Raw genomic sequence first — 17,492 nt, forward strand, 5'->3', positions numbered from 1 at the left:
CACAAAAAAGCTCGATGTCTTATTACAGACATCGAGCTTTTTAATTGAGTGGGACTAACCCAGAGCAATAGCGTCTAGATTACAGGCCTTTAAGCGCTGTTTCTGCTGGTGTATAGGTTAGGCCAAGTTCTTCACCCAACGCATCAACAACCGCCTTATAAGTGACTTTTCCTTCGTGGGTGTTCAAGCCCGCAAGTAAATGCTTGTCATCTAGCATGGCTTGAACAGGGCCTTTGTTTGCCAAAGCAAGGCCAAGGGGCAGAGTTGCATTGTTTAGCGCCATCGTTGATGTACGCGCAACACCACCTGGCATGTTAGCAACACAATAGTGCACAACGTCATCAATGATATACACAGGGTCTTGGTGTGTCGTTGCTTTTGACGTTTCAAAACAACCGCCTTGGTCAATGGCAACATCTACCAATACTGAACCAGGCTTCATTGCTGCAATTTGTTCACGGTTGAGTAACTTAGGTGCTGCAGCACCAGGAATAAGCACCGCGCCTACCACTAGGTCAGCTTTTGATGAATAGTGCTCGATTGCGTCAACCGTAGAATAAACTGTCTTCACTTGGCCATTAAAGATATCGTCAATTTGACGTAAGCGAGGAAGAGAGCGGTCAAGAATAACCACTTCAGCGCCTAAACCGAGGGCCATTTTCGCCGCATTTGTTCCTACAACGCCACCACCAATAACAAGTACTTTACCAGGTGCCACACCCGGTACACCGCCAAGCAATGTGCCACTACCACCGTGGGCTTTTTCTAGGTAATGCGCACCTGCTTGTACAGACATACGACCGGCAACTTCACTCATAGGAGCAAGAAGAGGGAGGCCTCCACGGTCGTCAGTTACTGTTTCATAAGCAATACATGTTGCTCCAGATTCAACGAGAAGTTTAGTCTGCATTGGGTCTGGTGCAAGATGAAGATAAGTATATAAAGTCTGGCCTTTGCGAAGCATTTTACATTCGTTAGGCTGAGGCTCTTTTACCTTTACGATCATTTCCGCTTCTGCGAAAACTTGCTCAGCGGTTGACGCAATAGTAGCGCCAGCGGCTACGTACATTTCGTCAGTAAAACCAATGGCGTCGCCTGCTAATGTTTGAACTAGCACAGAGTGACCGTTGCTTGTGAATTCTTTCACTGCAGCTGGCGTTAGGCCAACACGATACTCGTGGTTTTTTATTTCTTTTGGTACACCAACTAACATACTAGGTCCTCTTATTACTGATGAGCACGGAATGGCTCGGCTTTTAAATAACTGTGTGTTTATTTTGGCGAGTATACGTTAATAAAAAGCGAACTATGTGCTGAAAAATAGAAATTACTAGCATATAGTATGGCTATTCATTGCTTTTGAAAAATATAATATGTTAGTAAAAACCCCAAAACACCTTGACCGAATAGACAGGAATATCCTAGTACAGTTACAAAAAAATGGACGGGTTTCTAATGTAGAACTGGCTAAGGAAGTGGGTCTGAGCCCCAGCCCTTGTCTTGAGCGGGTTAAGCGACTGGAAAGCCAAGGCTATATAAAAGGCTACCACGCCATTGTGGATCCCGAAAAACTTGGCGCCGCAATGTTGGTGTTTGTGGAGATAACATTAACGAAAACTTCCGTGGATATCTTCGCAGAATTTTCTGCTGCGGTAAAACTGCATGACGATATACAAGAGTGCCACTTAGTCTCAGGCGACTTTGATTTTCTGTTAAAGGCAAGAGTGGCAGATATGTCTAGCTATCGAAAGCTATTAGGGGACACATTGCTGCGCTTGCCGGGCGTCAGTGAGTCTAGAACCTATGTGGTTATGGAAGAAGTCAAAAGTACGTCTTCTTTGCGCATTAATTTGAAGTAATGAAAGCATGGCTCAGAATGTTGCTTTTATGGTAGGCTGTGCAAAAATACAGTGCTTTAATACTCACGCGCTTTCAATACCTTACAGAACCAATACATATCGGTTACAGAAGGTTTGAGACCGTTACAGAGAATGGATTGCGGGAAACAAAAACGGGTTTCTTGTACTTATAGCGCATTACACAAATAGTAGTGGCAGATAATTTAAAGGTTTTATAAACGTTATGGCGCGATTAACAGGGGTTCAGCGAGTGTGGGAAGCAGGCATGATAGTCGCTTGCGTTTTCGCCTTTTTCTTATTGCTGGCACTAGCATCTTTTCATCCTGGCGATCCTGGATGGAGCCAAGCCGGGCTGCAGCTCGATGTACACAATTGGGTGGGAGCTACTGGCGCATGGGTTGCCGATTTATTGCTATTTTCTTTCGGGTTTCTTGCTTATTTACTGCCTTTTAGTGCAGCGTTCTTAGGTTGGTTTCTTTTTCAGCATATTAAAGAGCTTGATGAATTTGACTACTTAACCATAGGCCTTCGCATTATTGGCGGTTTACTTATGGCACTGGGCGCAACAGGTATCGCGAGTATCAACTTTGACGATATTTATAACTTTTCTGCTGGGGGCTTTGTTGGAGACGTTATAAGCTCCGCGTTAGTTCCCTATTTTAATACCGCAGGTACAATCCTTCTTTTACTCTGTTTCTTTTGTACAGGGTTTACTTTGCTGACCGGCGTGAGCTGGCTTTCGATCATTGACAAAATAGGCGAGGGCGCTCTGTGGCTTACCAGAAAAACGATTGCTGCGCCCCAGCGGTTACTGTCTTTTGAGATGCCGCGCCTAGCGCTAACCAGCAATGTTAAGAGTAATACCGCTTCATCAGGTGAGCTTGATATTACGACTATGCGCGCTGAGCCTGCTTATGAATCTGACTCTGATTCTGGTTCTTATTCTGAGAAGGGGCAGGAGAGGGGAGCGCAACCTGCTGCGCCTTCACACAATGCACACGATGCACACGATGCACACGATGATAGCGCGGCGAATCAGCGTCATTCCTCCTCTGAGAGAATGGAGCCGAGCTTTACGGTAGACACTGCTCACCATACCAGTCAGGCAAATGAAGAGAGCGAACCGCCATTTTATTCTCACAGCGACGGTACAGAAGAGCCGTCAGCGTATTCTCAAGATGTCGAAAAAGAACCGAAAAAGTCCCCATTCTCTTTATCAGGCATGCGCGCGGCCGTTAAGGATAAAGTGGGGCTCGGTGAGTCTGGAAATTCAGCTGCATCAAGCGTAAACGATGCTGTGAGTGAAGATGCCGTTTCAGATGCAAGCACAAGAAAAGCTGAGCCAACCATCGGTGACTTTGACGAGTTTGATGAGTTTAACGCAGACATGCCTTACGCTAGCGACGAAGAAGACTCAGCAAACTCGCATATTCAACCTCCCGTAGAACCGGCAATGGCTCAAAAAACGGTAGATACCTCTGTACAACAACCGTTTTCGCCAGCGGCAGTGGGTGCTAAGCCTATTAAGCCAAGACAGGAAATTGATGAAAACATTGCACCCATGCCATCGTTTGATTTGCTAGAGCGAGCCGATAAACACGAAAACCCCCTTACACAAGAAGAGATTGAGGGTATATCTCGACTGGTTGAGGAAAAGTTAGCCGACTTTAATATTGAAGCCACGGTAGTGGGTGTTTATCCAGGGCCTGTTATTACGCGCTTTGAACTTGATTTAGCGCCGGGAGTTAAGGTAAGTAAAATTACTGGTTTGTCGAAAGATTTGGCGCGAGCGATGTCTGCCATGTCGGTGCGCGTTGTTGAGGTTATCCCTGGTAAATCGGTTATTGGGTTAGAGCTGCCGAATAAGCAGCGAGAAATGGTTCGCTTGAGCGAAGTCATCAGTTGCGACGCGTTTCAATCGAGTAAATCGGCGCTTACCATGGTACTTGGCGCTGATATATCCGGTAAGCCAGTTATTGTAGATTTAGCAAAAATGCCTCATGTACTCGTTGCGGGTACGACAGGCTCGGGTAAATCGGTAGGTGTGAACGTGATGATTTTGAGCCTGCTGTATAAAAGCACGCCTGAAGACGTTCGCATGATCATGATAGATCCTAAAATGCTCGAACTATCGGTATATGAAGGTATTCCTCACTTACTGTCTGAAGTGGTTACCGATATGAAAGAGGCGGCAAATGCCCTTCGCTGGTGTGTGGGCGAAATGGAGCGCCGATATCGATTAATGAGTGCACTTGGTGTGAGGAACCTCAAAGGCTACAACGTCAAAGTTGAAGAGGCTAAAGCTAATGGAACGCCGATAAAAGATCCGCTCTGGAAAAATGAAGAGAGCATGGAAACCGAAGCGCCAGATTTAGATAAATTACCTGCCATTGTGGTTGTGGTGGACGAATTTGCTGACATGATGATGATTGTTGGTAAGAAAGTAGAGGAATTGATTGCCCGAATTGCACAAAAGGCGCGAGCCGCCGGCATACACCTTATTTTGGCCACGCAAAGACCGTCGGTAGATGTTATTACCGGATTAATAAAAGCAAACATCCCTACTCGTATTGCGTTCCAGGTATCAAGCAAAATAGATTCGCGCACCATATTAGACCAGCAGGGTGCTGAAACTCTGCTTGGTATGGGAGATATGCTTTACCTACCGCCAGGAAGCCCGGTGCCTACGCGAGTACATGGTGCGTTTGTAGACGATCATGAAGTGCATGCCGTAGTAGCCGATTGGCAGAAGCGTGGCGAACCCGAGTACATCGATGAAATTCTAAACGGTGAGGCGTCTGCTGAAGTATTATTGCCGGGTGAACAACCTGAAGGTGAAGAGCAAGAGTTTGATGCATTCTACGATGATGCCGTCGCATTTGTTACTGAAACACGCCGTGCAAGTGTGTCTAGCGTGCAGCGTAAATTCAGAATTGGTTACAATCGAGCAGCGCGTTTAGTTGAACAAATGGAAGCGAGTGGGGTCGTAAGTGCACAGGGGCACAACGGAAATCGCGAAGTCATAGCGCCGCCCCCAATAAAGGAATAATGATATGAAGAACAAAGCAATGTACCTTGTACGCAGTGTGCTTTTGGTCGCTGCAGGCGCCACAAGTTTTGTGTTAAATGCCCAAACACAGGCCTCAGCCGAAGCGGCTCCTGAATCAATGGCCGCACCTGAATCAACGAGCGATAGTGATACTAAAGACACTTCGGCATTAAAAACACTGCTTAGTGATATGCGTCAGTTTCGGGCTAACTTTGCCCAAACCGTTGTGGATGCCCAACAAAATGTAGTCCACGAAGCACAGGGCGTACTTACGATGACCCGTCCTGACAAGCTACGTTGGGAAACCACTTTTCCAGATGAGACGCTACTGATAGCCGACGGCGAGGCCGTGTGGAATGTAGACACATTTGTAGAGCAGGTTACTGTGCTATCTCAGGCTAACGCCATTAAAGACAACCCTGTTATGTTACTCACCTCGAATGATGACAGCACGTGGTCGATGTTTTCAATTAGCCAGCTTGATAATGCGTTATCGAAGCTGTCAGGACAAAAAAACAAATTAGGGCAAAAAAACAGGACAGGACAAGAAAACACGTCGAGTTTGCGCAGCTTTCAAATAACACCTAAGCAGCAGGGCGGACAAATACTAACGCTTACCCTTACATTCAACAGCAACAACGAACTCGCAGCGTTAACCATGTTAGATGCTCAACAACAAATAAGCACGCTGACCTTCAGTGATATAGAAACCACTTTCCCACTTGCTGCTGATACGTTTGAGGTTGAAGTGCCAGACAGTTTTATCATCGATGACCAGCGTTAATCAGGCATTCGCCCCATTCGCCCCATTGGCCGCGCGGATGCGGCCTACAACCATTGAAGAATACAGCGGTCAATCTCACCTTTTAGGCCCTGACAAGCCCCTGCGTAAAATGCTAGAGGCGGGTCACTGTCATTCGATGATTTTATGGGGGCCTCCTGGAACAGGAAAGACAACCCTAGCAGAGCTCATCGCCGAATACACTAACGCTACAGTGCTTCGTATTTCAGCGGTGACGTCTGGAGTAAAAGAGATTCGTGCGGCCATGGACAGCGCCCAAGATAACGCACGCTACAATCAGCGTACGCTGTTATTTGTTGATGAAGTGCATCGTTTTAATAAAAGTCAGCAGGACGCGTTTTTACCGTTCGTAGAATCCGGTGTTGTGACTTTTATCGGTGCAACCACACAAAACCCGTCTTTTGAGCTCAATAATGCGTTGTTATCTCGGGTGAGAGTTTACGTACTTAAGCCACTTGAAAATGATGCTTTAGCCGAGTTAGTAGAACGGGCTTTAGCCGATGAGCAAAAAGGGCTAGGCGGACGACATTTAAAAATTTCAGCACCTGCAAAACAAGCCCTTATCGACTTAAGCAGTGGTGATGCCAGACGTCTTCTCACCTATTTAGAGTTATCTGCTGACTTTACCAGTAATGATGAAATTGCCATTGGTGACATTGAGCAAGCCGTTGGTCAAAAAGTGGCGAGCTACGATAATAAAGGCGACACGTTTTACGACCTTATTTCTGCCTTTCACAAATCGGTAAGAGGTTCAGACCCCGATGCAGCGCTATACTGGTATGCCCGTATTTTAGACGGTGGTGGCGATGCCCTTTACGTTGGCAGGCGTTTGCTAGCCATCGCTTCAGAGGATATTGGCAATGCTGATCCGAGGGCCATGCAGCTTTGCATTAATGCTTGGGATACATTTCATCGCGTAGGCCCAGCTGAAGGCGAACGGGCTATTGCGCAGGCTACCGTTTATTGTGCATTGGCAGCAAAGAGCAATGCGGTTTACATGGCATTTAGTGCGGCAAAGGCATTAGCGAGAAAAACATCTGATGCGCCAGTGCCTATGCATTTACGTAACGCTCCCACATCGTTAATGAAAGATCTTGGACATGGCGATGGTTATCGCTACGCACATAATGAGCCAAATGCTTTTGCGGCAGGCGAGACTTATTTGCCAGAGAGTATTGTGGGAACGCGATTTTATGAGCCAAGTGAACGAGGCCTAGAAAAAGCACTTAAAGCGAAACGAGATTTCTTAGACAGCTTAAATTCACAGAGTAAAAATAGACGGTAAAGGGGTATTAGCGTGTCATTTGGCGTATCACACAGCTTAACATTGTATTGTTTTATCGCCGCAGGCGGCGCGACAGGTGCATGTTTACGCTATTTTGTTACCACAACGGTAGATTCTTGGTTTGGAAAAAACATGCCGTTTGGTACACTAACGGTAAATGTAATTGGCTCATTTGCGCTGGCGCTTCTTTATGGCTTGATAGAACGTCACGATTTGAGCGATTCGCCATACCGCGCACTACTAGGTGTGGGGTTACTAGGCGCATTTACAACATTCTCAACGTTTTCCATTGAAACGCTAACGTTGTTAGAAAATGGGCTGTGGCTAAAGGCCGTAGCAAACGTATTTCTTAATGTCGGCGCTTGCTTAATAGCAGGGTGGCTGGCAATTGAATTGATGAAAGGATAAGTAGGAACGCATGTTAGATCCAAAGTGTTTGCGAAGCGATATAGAACAAACTGCCGAACGTTTGGCTGCCCGTGGTTTTAAGCTTGATGTGGCAGCATTTAGTTCGCTTGAAGAAAAAAGAAAAACACTTCAATCCAGAACTCAGGATCTGCAGAACGAGCGTAACGTGCGCAGTAAGTCTATTGGCAAAGCGAAGGCACAGGGCGAAGACATTGCGCCTTTGTTAGCTGAAGTTGGCAAATTAGGTGATGAGCTTGATTCAGCAAAAGCTGAATTAACTGCATTGTTAGATGAAATTACAGTGATGACTCAAGGCATACCTAATTTGCCTGACGAATCTGTGCCGCAAGGTGAGAACGAAGATCACAATGTAGAGATATCACGCTGGGGCCAGCCAAGAACGTTTGATTTTGAAGTAAGTGACCATGTAGACGTGGGCGAGCGCTTAAACAATGGCCTCGATTTTTCTACGGCAAGTAAAATTACCGGCAGCCGCTTCGTTGTCATGCGTGGCAATATTGCGCGTATAAATCGAGCAATAGCGCAGTTTATGCTAGACGTGCATACCGGAGAGCACGGCTATCAAGAAATGTATGTGCCTTATTTAGTAAACTCTGACAGCCTGTATGGCACAGGTCAACTTCCCAAGTTTGGTGAAGATTTGTTTCACACGCAGCCTGCAACAGAGGAAGGGCAAGGGCTATCCCTTATACCTACCGCAGAAGTGCCACTCACTAACATCGTGCGCGATGAAATAGTAGATGCCAAATCGCTACCAGTGAAAATGACTGCCCATACACCGTGTTTTCGTTCTGAGGCAGGCTCATACGGTCGCGATACACGAGGTCTAATTCGCCAGCATCAATTCGACAAAGTAGAATTAGTGCAACTCGTTAAGCCTGAAGATAGCTTTGACGCGCTTGAAGCGCTGACTAGTCATGCCGAAGCGATTCTGCAAAAACTTGAATTACCTTACCGTAAAATGTTGCTGTGTACGGGCGATATGGGCTTTGGGGCTTGTAAAACTTACGATTTGGAAGTGTGGTTACCGGCTCAAAATACGTATAGAGAGATCTCTTCATGTTCTAACATGTTAGATTTCCAAGCCCGTCGTATGCAGGCTCGCTTCCGTAACCCTGAAACCAACAAGCCTGAGTTGCTTCACACATTGAATGGTTCAGGTTTAGCAGTAGGGCGTACATTGGTTGCTATTTTAGAGAATAATCAGCAAGCCGACGGCAGCGTAACGGTACCTAAAGCACTAGTCCCTTACATGGGCGGTGTTGAAGTACTTAAACCTCAGTAAACCAAGAGGCTTTGCGTTACCAGTTGAACGCTGTATGTAGCTACTTGCACTTGTTCATATCTTAAGCATTGTATTAAAAGGTTTTTAATTAAACACACAATAAAAGTCTGATGGTTTCTACCTCAGGCTTTTTTTGTAGTTGGTGGTTTAATCGGTTATGCGTAACGCAAGTCTTAATTAAATACCAGCGAATTTGCTAGAAAATTGTAATTCGTATTTGAAGTCTATTAAGTGTGGAAAACATGGAGGCTATATGTGCGGTTTTATTCAACGAGAGACACGTTCCCCCGCGGTTTTGGAACTGCTTGAGGAGGTGGGGTTAGGTGAAACTATTCCGCTTTTTAAGGATGAGGCACAGCATAGCGATGTACTCAATTTTTATCCGGCATTTGGCAAAGCGGTAGATAAACGTATCACTAATCTAATTGTAGATAGTAAGCGCACGATAAACGCAACGTGGTGGTTTGACGCGAGTCCCGTTGGCGATACATTAGCGCTTGGTGATCGCACCACGTTTAATGCAAGAAATTTGGATAGCCCTTACTGGCACAAAGCAATATCTAAACGGCGTGGTATTATTGTCGCTACTGCGGTGGGAGAGTCTAATTCTTCTGCTAACGGTAAATCACAGTATTTAATGCGTGCTACCAGCGGCGCCATGCTGCTGGGGGTGGTCTATCGGATGTTTAGCAACGGATGCTTTTCATGCGCAGTGGTAACGCGGCCGCCAAGACCTGATTTCAGCCAGTATCACGAAAAATCCATTCCGTGTTTTTTACCCCATAACAAAGCATTCATTAACGCTTGGCTTGGGAATGAGGACCACGGAGCTGTCGATGAACTATTGTCGAATCCCAAAATTTACTGCGACCTTGAAGTCACTAAAGTGAAAACCTTTAAAAGCGGCGAACCCTTAGCACCCACAGCTATACTGCCAGCTTCCACACGCTAAACGGGTAAGGCAAATACATCAGCTAACGGGATAGCTGCTTTGTCTGTAACAAAACTCTCTTCTATGATGTGGTGACAATATTCTCTAGTAAAATGCCAATGGCACAATTTGAGCACGACATATTAGAGAAGGGTATATTAGGGACGCGAAGATTAGGGGAGATCACTTTAGGGTAGATCTCTTTAGGGGAAAACACTTTAGGGGAAAACACTTTAGGAAAGGGCATATTATTAGAGGCGTTATAGGCAGCGCGCAGGCTTTGGTAGGCCAGCTAGCTTTGTTGCTTGTTTAGCCGGGCCTTTTTTGAACAGACGCTGTAAATAGCGGCTATTTCCTTTTTCGGGGCCAAATTTATTTGCCATGGCTTTTACCAATGCTCTAATAGCGGGGCTTGTTTCGTACTCTTCATAAAACTCGCGAACAAAACGAACGACTTCCCAGTGTGCATCGCTTAGCTCAATATTCTCTTCTTGGGCCAGTAAGGGCACCATTCCCTCGTCCCATAACGTATAATCTAGCAGGTAACCCGCTTTGTCTGTTGGAATTTCATTTCCGTTGTAGGTAAAGCTAAAGGTATCTTGTGACATTCTTATCTCGTCCGTCTTTTTCTTAAGTCTTGCTCGTACCGCATTCTCGTAAGGCTATTTTGAAGCAGCTTCAAATTGGTCGTTTCAGTGCCGCAATTTCTCTTAGGTAGGCCATATCACCTTTTTAAACCGCCAAATACGCTTCACCAAATATGCTTCACCAACACGACCCACACACTCTTTAACGCAAACCAATCTAACCCGTAAGCTCACAGCGTAACCCATTGCTGATGACGATTCGCTAGCTCTGCAAATTCTCGGTGATTGATTATCGAGACATGGTTCGCAACACAAGCGCCTCGAAGTGCCAAATCTTCTTTTACCGCAAAAAGCATAGTCTTGCTGGGGCTCGCTTCGGCTTCCTTCGACAATGCTTTACGTTTAGCTAATAGTGCGTCTAATAGTGCCGCGGTGCTGGATTGTGCAAAAACGCCATCGCCAGAAAATATAATGATGGGCAGCGAGTCAGTGGCTAGGTCTTTTTTAACACCAGTATTAGAAGCCGCCTCATTATTTACATCGAAAGCGGCATTTAAAACTGCATCTAAGTTAGCATCGAATACGGCATTGATTAGTGATTTGTTGCTATCTAAAAGCTGTGTACTGGTAATATTAATAATCATTAAAAGGTTACCACGTGATCAGCACGTTGAATTAATGCTAGTCGCTGGGAAGCGCTTAGCAGTTGTCCTTCGAGTTCTTCTATTAATCCGGTATTTAAAAGCACACTTTCGATTGCAAAGGCGTTGACGCTGTCTTTGCAGATAAAGCATTCTTCAATATCAAAAAAAGGCATAGAGGCTAAACGTTTACTGTGGTTCTTTATCCCTTTTGTTGATGCTGTTTGAACAAGCTGTAATACCCCTTCACCTTCAAAAAGAACGTGAACCGTATGCCCATAATTTGTTGCTGCAAGGGCAAAGTCTAGCCCGTCTTGACTAAACCCGCTGCCATAAGGGCTCTGGGTAAATCGGATAAGTAAACTCGCCATTAAAATTGTACCAACCTAGTGCAATTATGTAATTCAGTAAAAAACTCACCCAAGCCAGCCTGAATAAAAGGAGCGGTTAAATTTGCAGAGGCAATGCCGTTATTAACCGCTTCCTGTTCGCTCACAATACCGCGTTTTATAGCAGCGGTGATGCATACCAACAGTTTTACGTTATGGGCTTCAGATAGCTTTTTCCATTCACCAAAACTAAAGCACTCACCACCAGCCTCAAGCATAAGGTTGTTGGTATGATAAACCCCATCACCATAAAAAAAGACATTATCAATAGTGCTGCCACTCTCAATCACGCCCCCAATAAACTGAAGAGCACGAAGTGAACTGTCGCCATGAAAGGGCGGTGAGGTAATTAAAACTGAATATTGCGCCATAAAAAGTGTTCCAAACAAAAACACCCCGATTAAGGGGTGTTTGTTTTACGTATTAAACGCTTGTTTAGTCGTCGCCGCCAAATGCACCTAGAAGGTGAAGTATCGCAGTGAACAAGTTGTAAATGTTCAGGTAAAGCGACACAGTAGCGCGAATGTAGTTTGTTTCACCACCGTGGATAATACGGCTAGTATCAAATAAGATGAAACCAGACATAATAAATACGATAGCGGCACTAATTGCTAGGCTTACCGCTGGCACTGCAAAGAAGATATTCGCAATTGCAGCAACAAGCACTACCACTAAACCTACAACCAAAAAGCCACCCATAAATGAGAAGTCTTTCTTAGTCGTCAGTACATAACCTGATAGAGCAAAAAACACGAGCGCCGTTGCGCCTAATGCTTCCATTATCAGACCGGGTCCCGCCACGCCTAGATAGAAGTTTAATGTGTAGCCAAGCGACGCACCCATTAAACCTGTAAACGCAAACACCCAAAAAATACCTGATGAGGAATCTGCTTTCTTCTGAACGACAAACAAAGTGATAAATGCGCCTATGGTCATGCCTAATGACATCATAGGAGAAATTCCTACTGCCATTGCGACACCTGCACAAACTGCACTAAACGCTAGTGTCATCGCAAGCAGCATGTAGGTGTTGCGTAGAACCTTGTTCGTCTGCAATACCGATGGTTGAGATGCACTAGAATACATCGAACGTTGATCCATTGTTTCCTCCAATAGGACTATGATATGACCACAACTGGTACACTTGTAATTAGTATATGTTGTATGGGTTTTAGTTCCCATTTTCAAGTAGTTTCAGATGAAAATGACGTTATGTGCTTATAAAAACACCCAAGACACACACTAAATACGTTATTTGTTTGATTTATGGGCACTTAAATAACTTTTTTAATTTTTCTCTTTACAGCGAAAAAAATATCATTAAGATACGCCCCACTTCTGGAGAGTTGGCAGAGCTCGGTTTAATGCACCTGACTTGAAATCAGACGTGGGGTCAAACCCACCGGGGGTTCGAATCCCTCACTCTCCGCCAGATTAGAATAACCCGCACATTGTTGCGGGTTTTTTTATGCCAAAAGAAAACTTGGGCTGTGTGGGAATGTTTGATGTTAATTATTTTTTTCGCTAGCTTGCAATATCTACTTTAATAACAACGGTGAATATGGACGCTCATCTCATGCAAATAAGAACTTTCTTACGTTCAAATCATTTTAAAACGGTATTTAAAGCTGCATTTAAAGCGATAGAGGTCATCACTACCATTTACTTTTTAAGTGGTTGTACTACATACCTTGCTCATAAAATCGCTGTTCCAAGTCAAAACAAGATAACTGGAGATGATTTATCCGAACTCTTCAATCTTGAGGCCGTGTGCGATAACAGTGAAAATTGAATTTCACTACTGACTCAAGCCGATATACACAAAAAAAGTAAAGCTCAGGATCAAACTCCTGCAACTTTAACACTTAGTTTGAATATCGGAGATACCGTTAAAACCTGGCAATTTAAAGCACATAACAAGGCCCTGGCTACGCAAAAAATGGAAGGCCAACTTGTTGTTATTTTTCCTGGCTACCGCATGAATCCACAAACACTGTTTTTGACTCAACGGTGGTTAAATCATGTCACTGGGGCTGATGTGGTTATCGCTCCGAACCCCGATGACTCTGAGGCCTTTTCTTTCGGCCTCAATCACGTTCTTCCGGTTCAACAATTTATAAAAAGTTATAACGCAAGCCATATTCATATTGTTGGTCTTTCCATGGGGGCAGTTGCCGCTGCACAATTAGCGGAAAAGACAGAAGTTGATAGTTTATTTTTAGTTGCTCCAATGATTAATTTTAAAAGCTCGCTCAATGCTATGTACACTAAATACTCTGCAAATAGCCTATTGAGCTGGCCTATGGGGTGGTTTCTTAGCGCAGAAGATATAGAAGAAGTTTCAGAGTTGGTATTAGAAAACGCAAATCTAACAATGGCTAGTATTGATGTGCAGAACAAATTAGCCTTTTCGAAAGCGTCAAAAATTAATGTTTTCGTATCATCAAATGATGATGTGGTGAGTGGAAATTTTATTGATACTCCAAATCAGCTAGGCCGAAAGGACGTTGTCGTAAGGAGATACAATAATTTGTCCCACGCTGAAATGCTAGGGTTGATAGACGAAAGCCTACTTGCAGATTTTTTGACTGATTTGACAAACATTTACGTTGATACAAAGGACACGTCAATAATAGGGAAAGTTTGTCGAGATAATGCAATTGAGTGCAAAATCGACTAGTTTAGTAGTACAAAGCGTGAACAGCTTAGCATTACATAGCTCATTCATACGACTACAGTCGCATTGTTACCCTCCTTAGACCTGTTTACCCTTGCGCTTCCTTTTAGCGACCCACAGGTGTTTTGTGTCTCAAGATAGCGCTTCATATAAAGAACTGCACAAGCCAAGTCACTCTTTTAAAACCCGAGATGATTATCTCAATCACGAATTACAAATTCTGTCTGTGAAACGCTGGCGTCCGAATCTTCCTTTTAAAGACTACCGCATTGAGTGGGAAGACTTAATTCCGGGCATGGCAGCGACTATAGGTAAAATTGTCATGGTTGCCGCGGTGGTAGGGGCTTTTGCTGCGCCGCTTGGTTTATCGCCGGAATTTGTCATTGAGAACGTTCGCTATGAGCTACTTATCGCCGCCGTTTTGTTTGTTGTGCTGATTTCAGGTTTTTTAAACCCATCGGCTAACTTGGCCGGCACCCACGGACCTTTGTTACCTCTAGTGCCTTTAATGGTTGCATCGGGTGGTCATCCCATGGCGCTAGGATTATTAATTGGCGTACTGGGCTTTTTATTGGGGATCACCAAAGGGGGAAGCCTGCTTGCAAGGCTAACCAGTAACGGTGTGTGCGGCGGCCTCTTACTGTATCTCGGCTTTATTGGCATTACTGGGCAGGTAAAAAAACTGTTTGAATGGGCCGAAGGTTTCAATATGGGCTATTTGGCATTTGTTGTATTAATTGCCACTATTGTGATGTTTGCATGGCTCGAGCACATCAAAAAGCGCTGGTTAGCCATCCCTCTTGGAGCTGTCATGGCCGCGGTGATCGCACTTGCCATAGGCGCGCCTTTTGAATTTACAACCTCTCCAGGGATGCCAAATTTAAACCCAGCCTATTGGTGGGGTGAGAATACCGGTTGGCAACTAGGGCTACCCGATTGGTCTCATTTTGTTGCCGTATTACCTTTTGCTGTATTGGCTGTAGCTATGTGGTCACCGGATTTTTTAGGTCAGCAAGTGTTTCAAAAACTTAGCTATCCTAAAAATAGCGAGAATGCCTACATGAATATAGATGACACTATGATTGCTGCGTCTTCTCGACAAGCAATAGGCTCAGCACTTGGAGGTGGCAATATTGCCTCATCATGGGGCACCTATATTATTCCAGCGTCAATTGCCCGCAGACCCATACCCGGTGGCGCAATAATAACAGGGCTGTTGTGTGTAATAGCCGCAATTTGGGGTTATCCCATGGACTTGGCAATTTGGCCTCCAGTGTTATGTGTCGCCCTTATTGTTGGCGTGTTTCTGCCTCTTATGGAGGCTGGCATGCAAATGACCCGAGAGGGCAAAACAACCCAATCTGCAGCGCTTGTCGTCATCAGTTCAGTGCTGGTGAACCCCGTATTTGGATGGTCGTTTACGATGCTGCTGGATAATCTGGGTATTGTAGGGTGTAAAGAGCGAGCGTTAGATCTTGGTAAGGCGGGTAGGTGGTTAATACCGAGTATCACCTTTATCGTGCTGTGTACGGTAATGGCGCTGATTGGCATGTTTCCAGGTGTGCCGGCCATCATGTCGTCTTTTCGTGTTTAGTTAATCTATCCCAATGGGGCGTATCGTCAAAAAATTCGCATAAAAAGTCGATAAACACCTTTAGTTTTGAGGAAACAAGCTTACGGTGAGGGTATACGGCATATAGTGATATAGACTGTGGTACATAGTTTTCTAAAATGGACACCAGTTCTCCGCTTTGTAGCGCCTTAGATACAATAAATGTAGGTTGCAGTACATAACCCTCGCCGTGCTTTGCCACATCAGCAAGTACCTCTCCGTTGTTGGCTGTTAATCGTGGTGCGTGCTTTTGCGCATTTGTTCTCAACGCTTGTATGAGTTCCGATTTGTCGTTGTCGTAATTAACATGTGCGTATTCGAGATAATGTTCTGGGCGCAGTTCGCGTGGGTGCTGCGGAGTACCGTACTTCTTCAAGTATTCTGGTGATGCGCAAACAGCAAGCTTTATCGTCGTCACCTTTTTAGCGATCAGCGAAGAATTGCTGAGTATGCCTGCGCGCAATGCCACATCTAATCCTTCCTCCACCACATCCACTTTTCTGTCGTTTAACTGCAGGTTGATAGACACGTCGGGATATTGGGTTTGGAATTGACCTATACAGTCTGATAAGTGAAGGGTGGAAAATGAGACCGGAGCGCTAATGCGCAGTGTTCCCTTTACTTGAGAATTCAACAGTCCAAGCTGGCCTTCCATATCATTGACACTTTCAAGAATATGATTAGCGTGCTGTAAGCATTGATAACCGGCCTCGGTTAAATGAATCTTTCGAGTGGTTCGATTGAAAAGGCGCGCGTCGAGATGTTTTTCAAGCGCATTGATGTACTTGCTAACGAGTTGATTAGACATATCGAGTTTTGATGCAGCGTTAGTAAAGCTGCCTTCGTTCACTACCACGACAAACGTCTTCAATAAATCTATTCGGTCCATAACAATTGCCTCTCAGTCATCTTTCACAAAATACTCTTTAGTTTTTCACAAAGAAAATTGAAAACAAAATATTGATAATAATTCAACAAATGCACCATTTATTCAAGTTGTGTTGTTAGTTATATTCTTCTCATCCTGAGAGCAAAGCTTAAATGACAAGCACTCATGACTTCATAAATCGGAAATCTATCGGAGATTAAAAAATGAAAAATTCAATACTAAAAAGCGTATTAACAACTAACAATAGCATCGCTAACCTTGCATTGCGCCTGCCAGTAGGCATTATTTTAGCTGCTCATGGCAGTCAAAAATTATTCGGCGCATTTGGCGGATATGGATTAGAAGGTACGGGTCAATGGATGGAGAGTATTGGGTTAGCGCCTGGCTTTTTAATGGCGTTGTTGGCAGGAAGTGCTGAATTTTTTGGCGGTATAGCGTTAATACTTGGTTTATTAACTAGACCTGCCGCAGTGGTAAGCGCCTTCACCATGATTATTGCTATTGTGACCGTTCATGGCAGTAACGGGTTATTTATGAGTAACAACGGATACGAATTTGCGCTCTCACTGCTTGCTATTACTGTGGCATTGGCCATACAGGGTGGGGGTAAGTATTCAATAGATAGCACAATAGTAAAAAAATTCGAGCTATCAGAAAATTAAGAGCAGCGTTAGTCTACTAATAGTGATTGTACTAGGCACTAAGCCTCTTTTGTGAAATCGAAGTGAAACCGAATAGAGGCCTGGGCGTCGCAATAACACGTGTAAATTGCTCGATTTTTGTTATTACAAATCAAAAAATAATCACATTGTTCACCAATTCGCCAGTTGATTGATTTTATTGAAATAAGGGCTTTACAGGCCAGCCAGAATCATTATCATACACAGCACTTAAGGAGAGTTGGCAGAGCTCGGTTTAATGCACCTGACTTGAAATCAGACGTGGGGTCAAACCCACCGGGGGTTCGAATCCCTCACTCTCCGCCATATTGAAAGAAGCCCGCACAATGTGCGGGTTTTTTTATGCCTGTAACAAACATTCATTACACTGACTCATA

General features: G+C 44.6%; 17 protein-coding genes and 2 tRNA genes. 12 read left to right on the forward strand and 7 right to left on the reverse strand.

Annotated elements, in window-relative coordinates; all coding sequences use genetic code 11:
- Window positions 1–79: 79 nt before the first annotated feature.
- The gene (ald, locus tag V7R39_RS06895; protein ID WP_334029601.1) at window positions 80–1,213 is read right to left on the reverse strand and encodes an alanine dehydrogenase; all 1,134 of its coding nucleotides are present in this window, start codon (window positions 1,211–1,213) and stop codon (window positions 80–82) included.
- A gap of 160 nt (window positions 1,214–1,373) precedes the next feature.
- Here ald and lrp point away from each other — a divergent pair, with 160 nt between their 5' ends.
- The 7 genes from lrp (at window position 1,374) to V7R39_RS06930 (ending at window position 9,661) form a co-directional block, all read left to right on the forward strand.
- Entirely contained in the window at window positions 1,374–1,859 is a 486-nt protein-coding gene (gene lrp, locus V7R39_RS06900; protein WP_032096289.1) for a leucine-responsive transcriptional regulator Lrp, read from the forward strand.
- A 223-nt stretch (window positions 1,860–2,082) separates the two neighbouring features.
- Window positions 2,083–4,908, forward strand: a complete 2,826-nt coding sequence (locus V7R39_RS06905) for a DNA translocase FtsK 4TM domain-containing protein (protein WP_334029602.1) — start codon at window positions 2,083–2,085, stop codon at window positions 4,906–4,908.
- A 4-nt stretch (window positions 4,909–4,912) separates the two neighbouring features.
- Entirely contained in the window at window positions 4,913–5,692 is a 780-nt protein-coding gene (gene lolA / locus V7R39_RS06910; RefSeq protein WP_334029603.1) for an outer membrane lipoprotein chaperone LolA, read from the forward strand.
- Window positions 5,679–6,995: a replication-associated recombination protein A gene (locus V7R39_RS06915; RefSeq protein WP_334029604.1), complete on the forward strand. Its 1,317-nt coding sequence runs from the start codon at window positions 5,679–5,681 to the stop codon at window positions 6,993–6,995. The genes lolA and V7R39_RS06915 overlap by 14 nt, the downstream gene beginning before the upstream one ends.
- Before the next feature lie 12 nt (window positions 6,996–7,007).
- Window positions 7,008–7,403 carry a fluoride efflux transporter CrcB gene (gene crcB, locus V7R39_RS06920; protein WP_032096285.1) on the forward strand — a complete coding sequence of 132 codons (396 nt, stop codon included), beginning with the start codon at window positions 7,008–7,010 and terminating at the stop codon, window positions 7,401–7,403.
- Between the two features lie 10 nt (window positions 7,404–7,413).
- On the forward strand, window positions 7,414–8,709 hold the full coding sequence (gene serS / locus V7R39_RS06925) for a serine--tRNA ligase (RefSeq protein WP_334029605.1): 1,296 nt from the start codon (window positions 7,414–7,416) through the stop codon (window positions 8,707–8,709).
- Between the two features lie 253 nt (window positions 8,710–8,962).
- Window positions 8,963–9,661 carry an SOS response-associated peptidase family protein gene (locus V7R39_RS06930; protein WP_334029607.1) on the forward strand — a complete coding sequence of 233 codons (699 nt, stop codon included), beginning with the start codon at window positions 8,963–8,965 and terminating at the stop codon, window positions 9,659–9,661.
- A 239-nt stretch (window positions 9,662–9,900) separates the two neighbouring features.
- On the opposite strand, the gene V7R39_RS06935 is transcribed toward V7R39_RS06930, so the two are convergent.
- The 5 genes from V7R39_RS06935 to V7R39_RS06955 form a co-directional block, all read right to left on the reverse strand.
- On the reverse strand, window positions 9,901–10,248 hold the full coding sequence (locus V7R39_RS06935) for a TusE/DsrC/DsvC family sulfur relay protein (RefSeq protein WP_032096282.1): 348 nt from the start codon (window positions 10,246–10,248) through the stop codon (window positions 9,901–9,903).
- 209 nt (window positions 10,249–10,457) lie between these two features.
- Window positions 10,458–10,871, reverse strand: coding sequence for a DsrH/TusB family sulfur metabolism protein (locus tag V7R39_RS06940; RefSeq protein WP_334029608.1), 414 nt, complete (start codon window positions 10,869–10,871; stop codon window positions 10,458–10,460).
- Window positions 10,871–11,239 carry a DsrE family protein gene (locus tag V7R39_RS06945; protein WP_334029610.1) on the reverse strand — a complete coding sequence of 123 codons (369 nt, stop codon included), beginning with the start codon at window positions 11,237–11,239 and terminating at the stop codon, window positions 10,871–10,873. The genes V7R39_RS06940 and V7R39_RS06945 overlap by 1 nt, the downstream gene beginning before the upstream one ends.
- A complete protein-coding gene (gene tusD, locus V7R39_RS06950; protein WP_334029611.1) occupies window positions 11,239–11,628 on the reverse strand; it encodes a sulfurtransferase complex subunit TusD in 390 nt (129 codons plus the stop codon). The genes V7R39_RS06945 and tusD overlap by 1 nt, the downstream gene beginning before the upstream one ends.
- Window positions 11,629–11,692: 64 nt before the next feature.
- Window positions 11,693–12,358, reverse strand: coding sequence for a Bax inhibitor-1/YccA family protein (locus V7R39_RS06955; RefSeq protein ID WP_163106388.1), 666 nt, complete (start codon window positions 12,356–12,358; stop codon window positions 11,693–11,695).
- Window positions 12,359–12,597: 239 nt separating this feature from the next.
- Here V7R39_RS06955 and V7R39_RS06960 point away from each other — a divergent pair.
- The 3 genes from V7R39_RS06960 (at window position 12,598) to V7R39_RS06970 (ending at window position 15,528) form a co-directional block, all read left to right on the forward strand.
- Window positions 12,598–12,689, forward strand: a tRNA-Ser gene (locus V7R39_RS06960).
- 438 nt (window positions 12,690–13,127) lie between these two features.
- Entirely contained in the window at window positions 13,128–13,937 is an 810-nt protein-coding gene (locus tag V7R39_RS06965) for an alpha/beta hydrolase (protein WP_334029613.1), read from the forward strand.
- Window positions 13,938–14,061: 124 nt separating this feature from the next.
- Complete coding sequence (locus tag V7R39_RS06970) at window positions 14,062–15,528, forward strand: DUF3360 family protein (protein ID WP_334029615.1); 1,467 nt, start codon at window positions 14,062–14,064, stop codon at window positions 15,526–15,528.
- On the opposite strand, the gene V7R39_RS06975 is transcribed toward V7R39_RS06970, so the two are convergent.
- Entirely contained in the window at window positions 15,506–16,435 is a 930-nt protein-coding gene (locus tag V7R39_RS06975; protein WP_334029617.1) for a LysR family transcriptional regulator, read from the reverse strand. The genes V7R39_RS06970 and V7R39_RS06975 overlap by 23 nt on opposite strands.
- Window positions 16,436–16,638: 203 nt before the next feature.
- Here V7R39_RS06975 and V7R39_RS06980 point away from each other — a divergent pair, with 203 nt between their 5' ends.
- Both V7R39_RS06980 and V7R39_RS06985 read left to right on the forward strand, forming a co-directional pair.
- The gene (locus V7R39_RS06980) at window positions 16,639–17,097 is read left to right on the forward strand and encodes a DoxX family protein (RefSeq protein ID WP_334029619.1); all 459 of its coding nucleotides are present in this window, start codon (window positions 16,639–16,641) and stop codon (window positions 17,095–17,097) included.
- Between the two features lie 232 nt (window positions 17,098–17,329).
- Window positions 17,330–17,421: transfer RNA gene (locus V7R39_RS06985), tRNA-Ser, on the forward strand.
- The last annotated feature ends 71 nt before the right edge of the window (window positions 17,422–17,492 follow it).

Source organism: Alteromonas sp. P256 (genome assembly GCF_036864455.1).
Taxonomy (GTDB): domain Bacteria; phylum Pseudomonadota; class Gammaproteobacteria; order Enterobacterales; family Alteromonadaceae; genus Alteromonas.

What these genes read in the sequence shown, in the direction of transcription:
- ald (WP_334029601.1), bottom strand. Translation starts at nt 1,213, where the DNA reads ATGTTAGTTGGTGTACCAAAAGAAATAAAAAACCACGAGTATCGTGTT.
- lrp (WP_032096289.1), top strand. Translation starts at nt 1,374, where the DNA reads ATGTTAGTAAAAACCCCAAAACACCTTGACCGAATAGACAGGAATATC.
- V7R39_RS06905 (WP_334029602.1), top strand. Translation starts at nt 2,083, where the DNA reads ATGGCGCGATTAACAGGGGTTCAGCGAGTGTGGGAAGCAGGCATGATA.
- lolA (WP_334029603.1), top strand. Translation starts at nt 4,913, where the DNA reads ATGAAGAACAAAGCAATGTACCTTGTACGCAGTGTGCTTTTGGTCGCT.
- V7R39_RS06915 (WP_334029604.1), top strand. Translation starts at nt 5,679, where the DNA reads ATGACCAGCGTTAATCAGGCATTCGCCCCATTCGCCCCATTGGCCGCG.
- serS (WP_334029605.1), top strand. Translation starts at nt 7,414, where the DNA reads ATGTTAGATCCAAAGTGTTTGCGAAGCGATATAGAACAAACTGCCGAA.
- V7R39_RS06930 (WP_334029607.1), top strand. Translation starts at nt 8,963, where the DNA reads ATGTGCGGTTTTATTCAACGAGAGACACGTTCCCCCGCGGTTTTGGAA.
- V7R39_RS06935 (WP_032096282.1), bottom strand. Translation starts at nt 10,248, where the DNA reads ATGTCACAAGATACCTTTAGCTTTACCTACAACGGAAATGAAATTCCA.
- V7R39_RS06940 (WP_334029608.1), bottom strand. Translation starts at nt 10,871, where the DNA reads ATGATTATTAATATTACCAGTACACAGCTTTTAGATAGCAACAAATCA.
- V7R39_RS06945 (WP_334029610.1), bottom strand. Translation starts at nt 11,239, where the DNA reads ATGGCGAGTTTACTTATCCGATTTACCCAGAGCCCTTATGGCAGCGGG.
- tusD (WP_334029611.1), bottom strand. Translation starts at nt 11,628, where the DNA reads ATGGCGCAATATTCAGTTTTAATTACCTCACCGCCCTTTCATGGCGAC.
- V7R39_RS06955 (WP_163106388.1), bottom strand. Translation starts at nt 12,358, where the DNA reads ATGGATCAACGTTCGATGTATTCTAGTGCATCTCAACCATCGGTATTG.
- V7R39_RS06975 (WP_334029617.1), bottom strand. Translation starts at nt 16,435, where the DNA reads ATGGACCGAATAGATTTATTGAAGACGTTTGTCGTGGTAGTGAACGAA.
- V7R39_RS06980 (WP_334029619.1), top strand. Translation starts at nt 16,639, where the DNA reads ATGAAAAATTCAATACTAAAAAGCGTATTAACAACTAACAATAGCATC.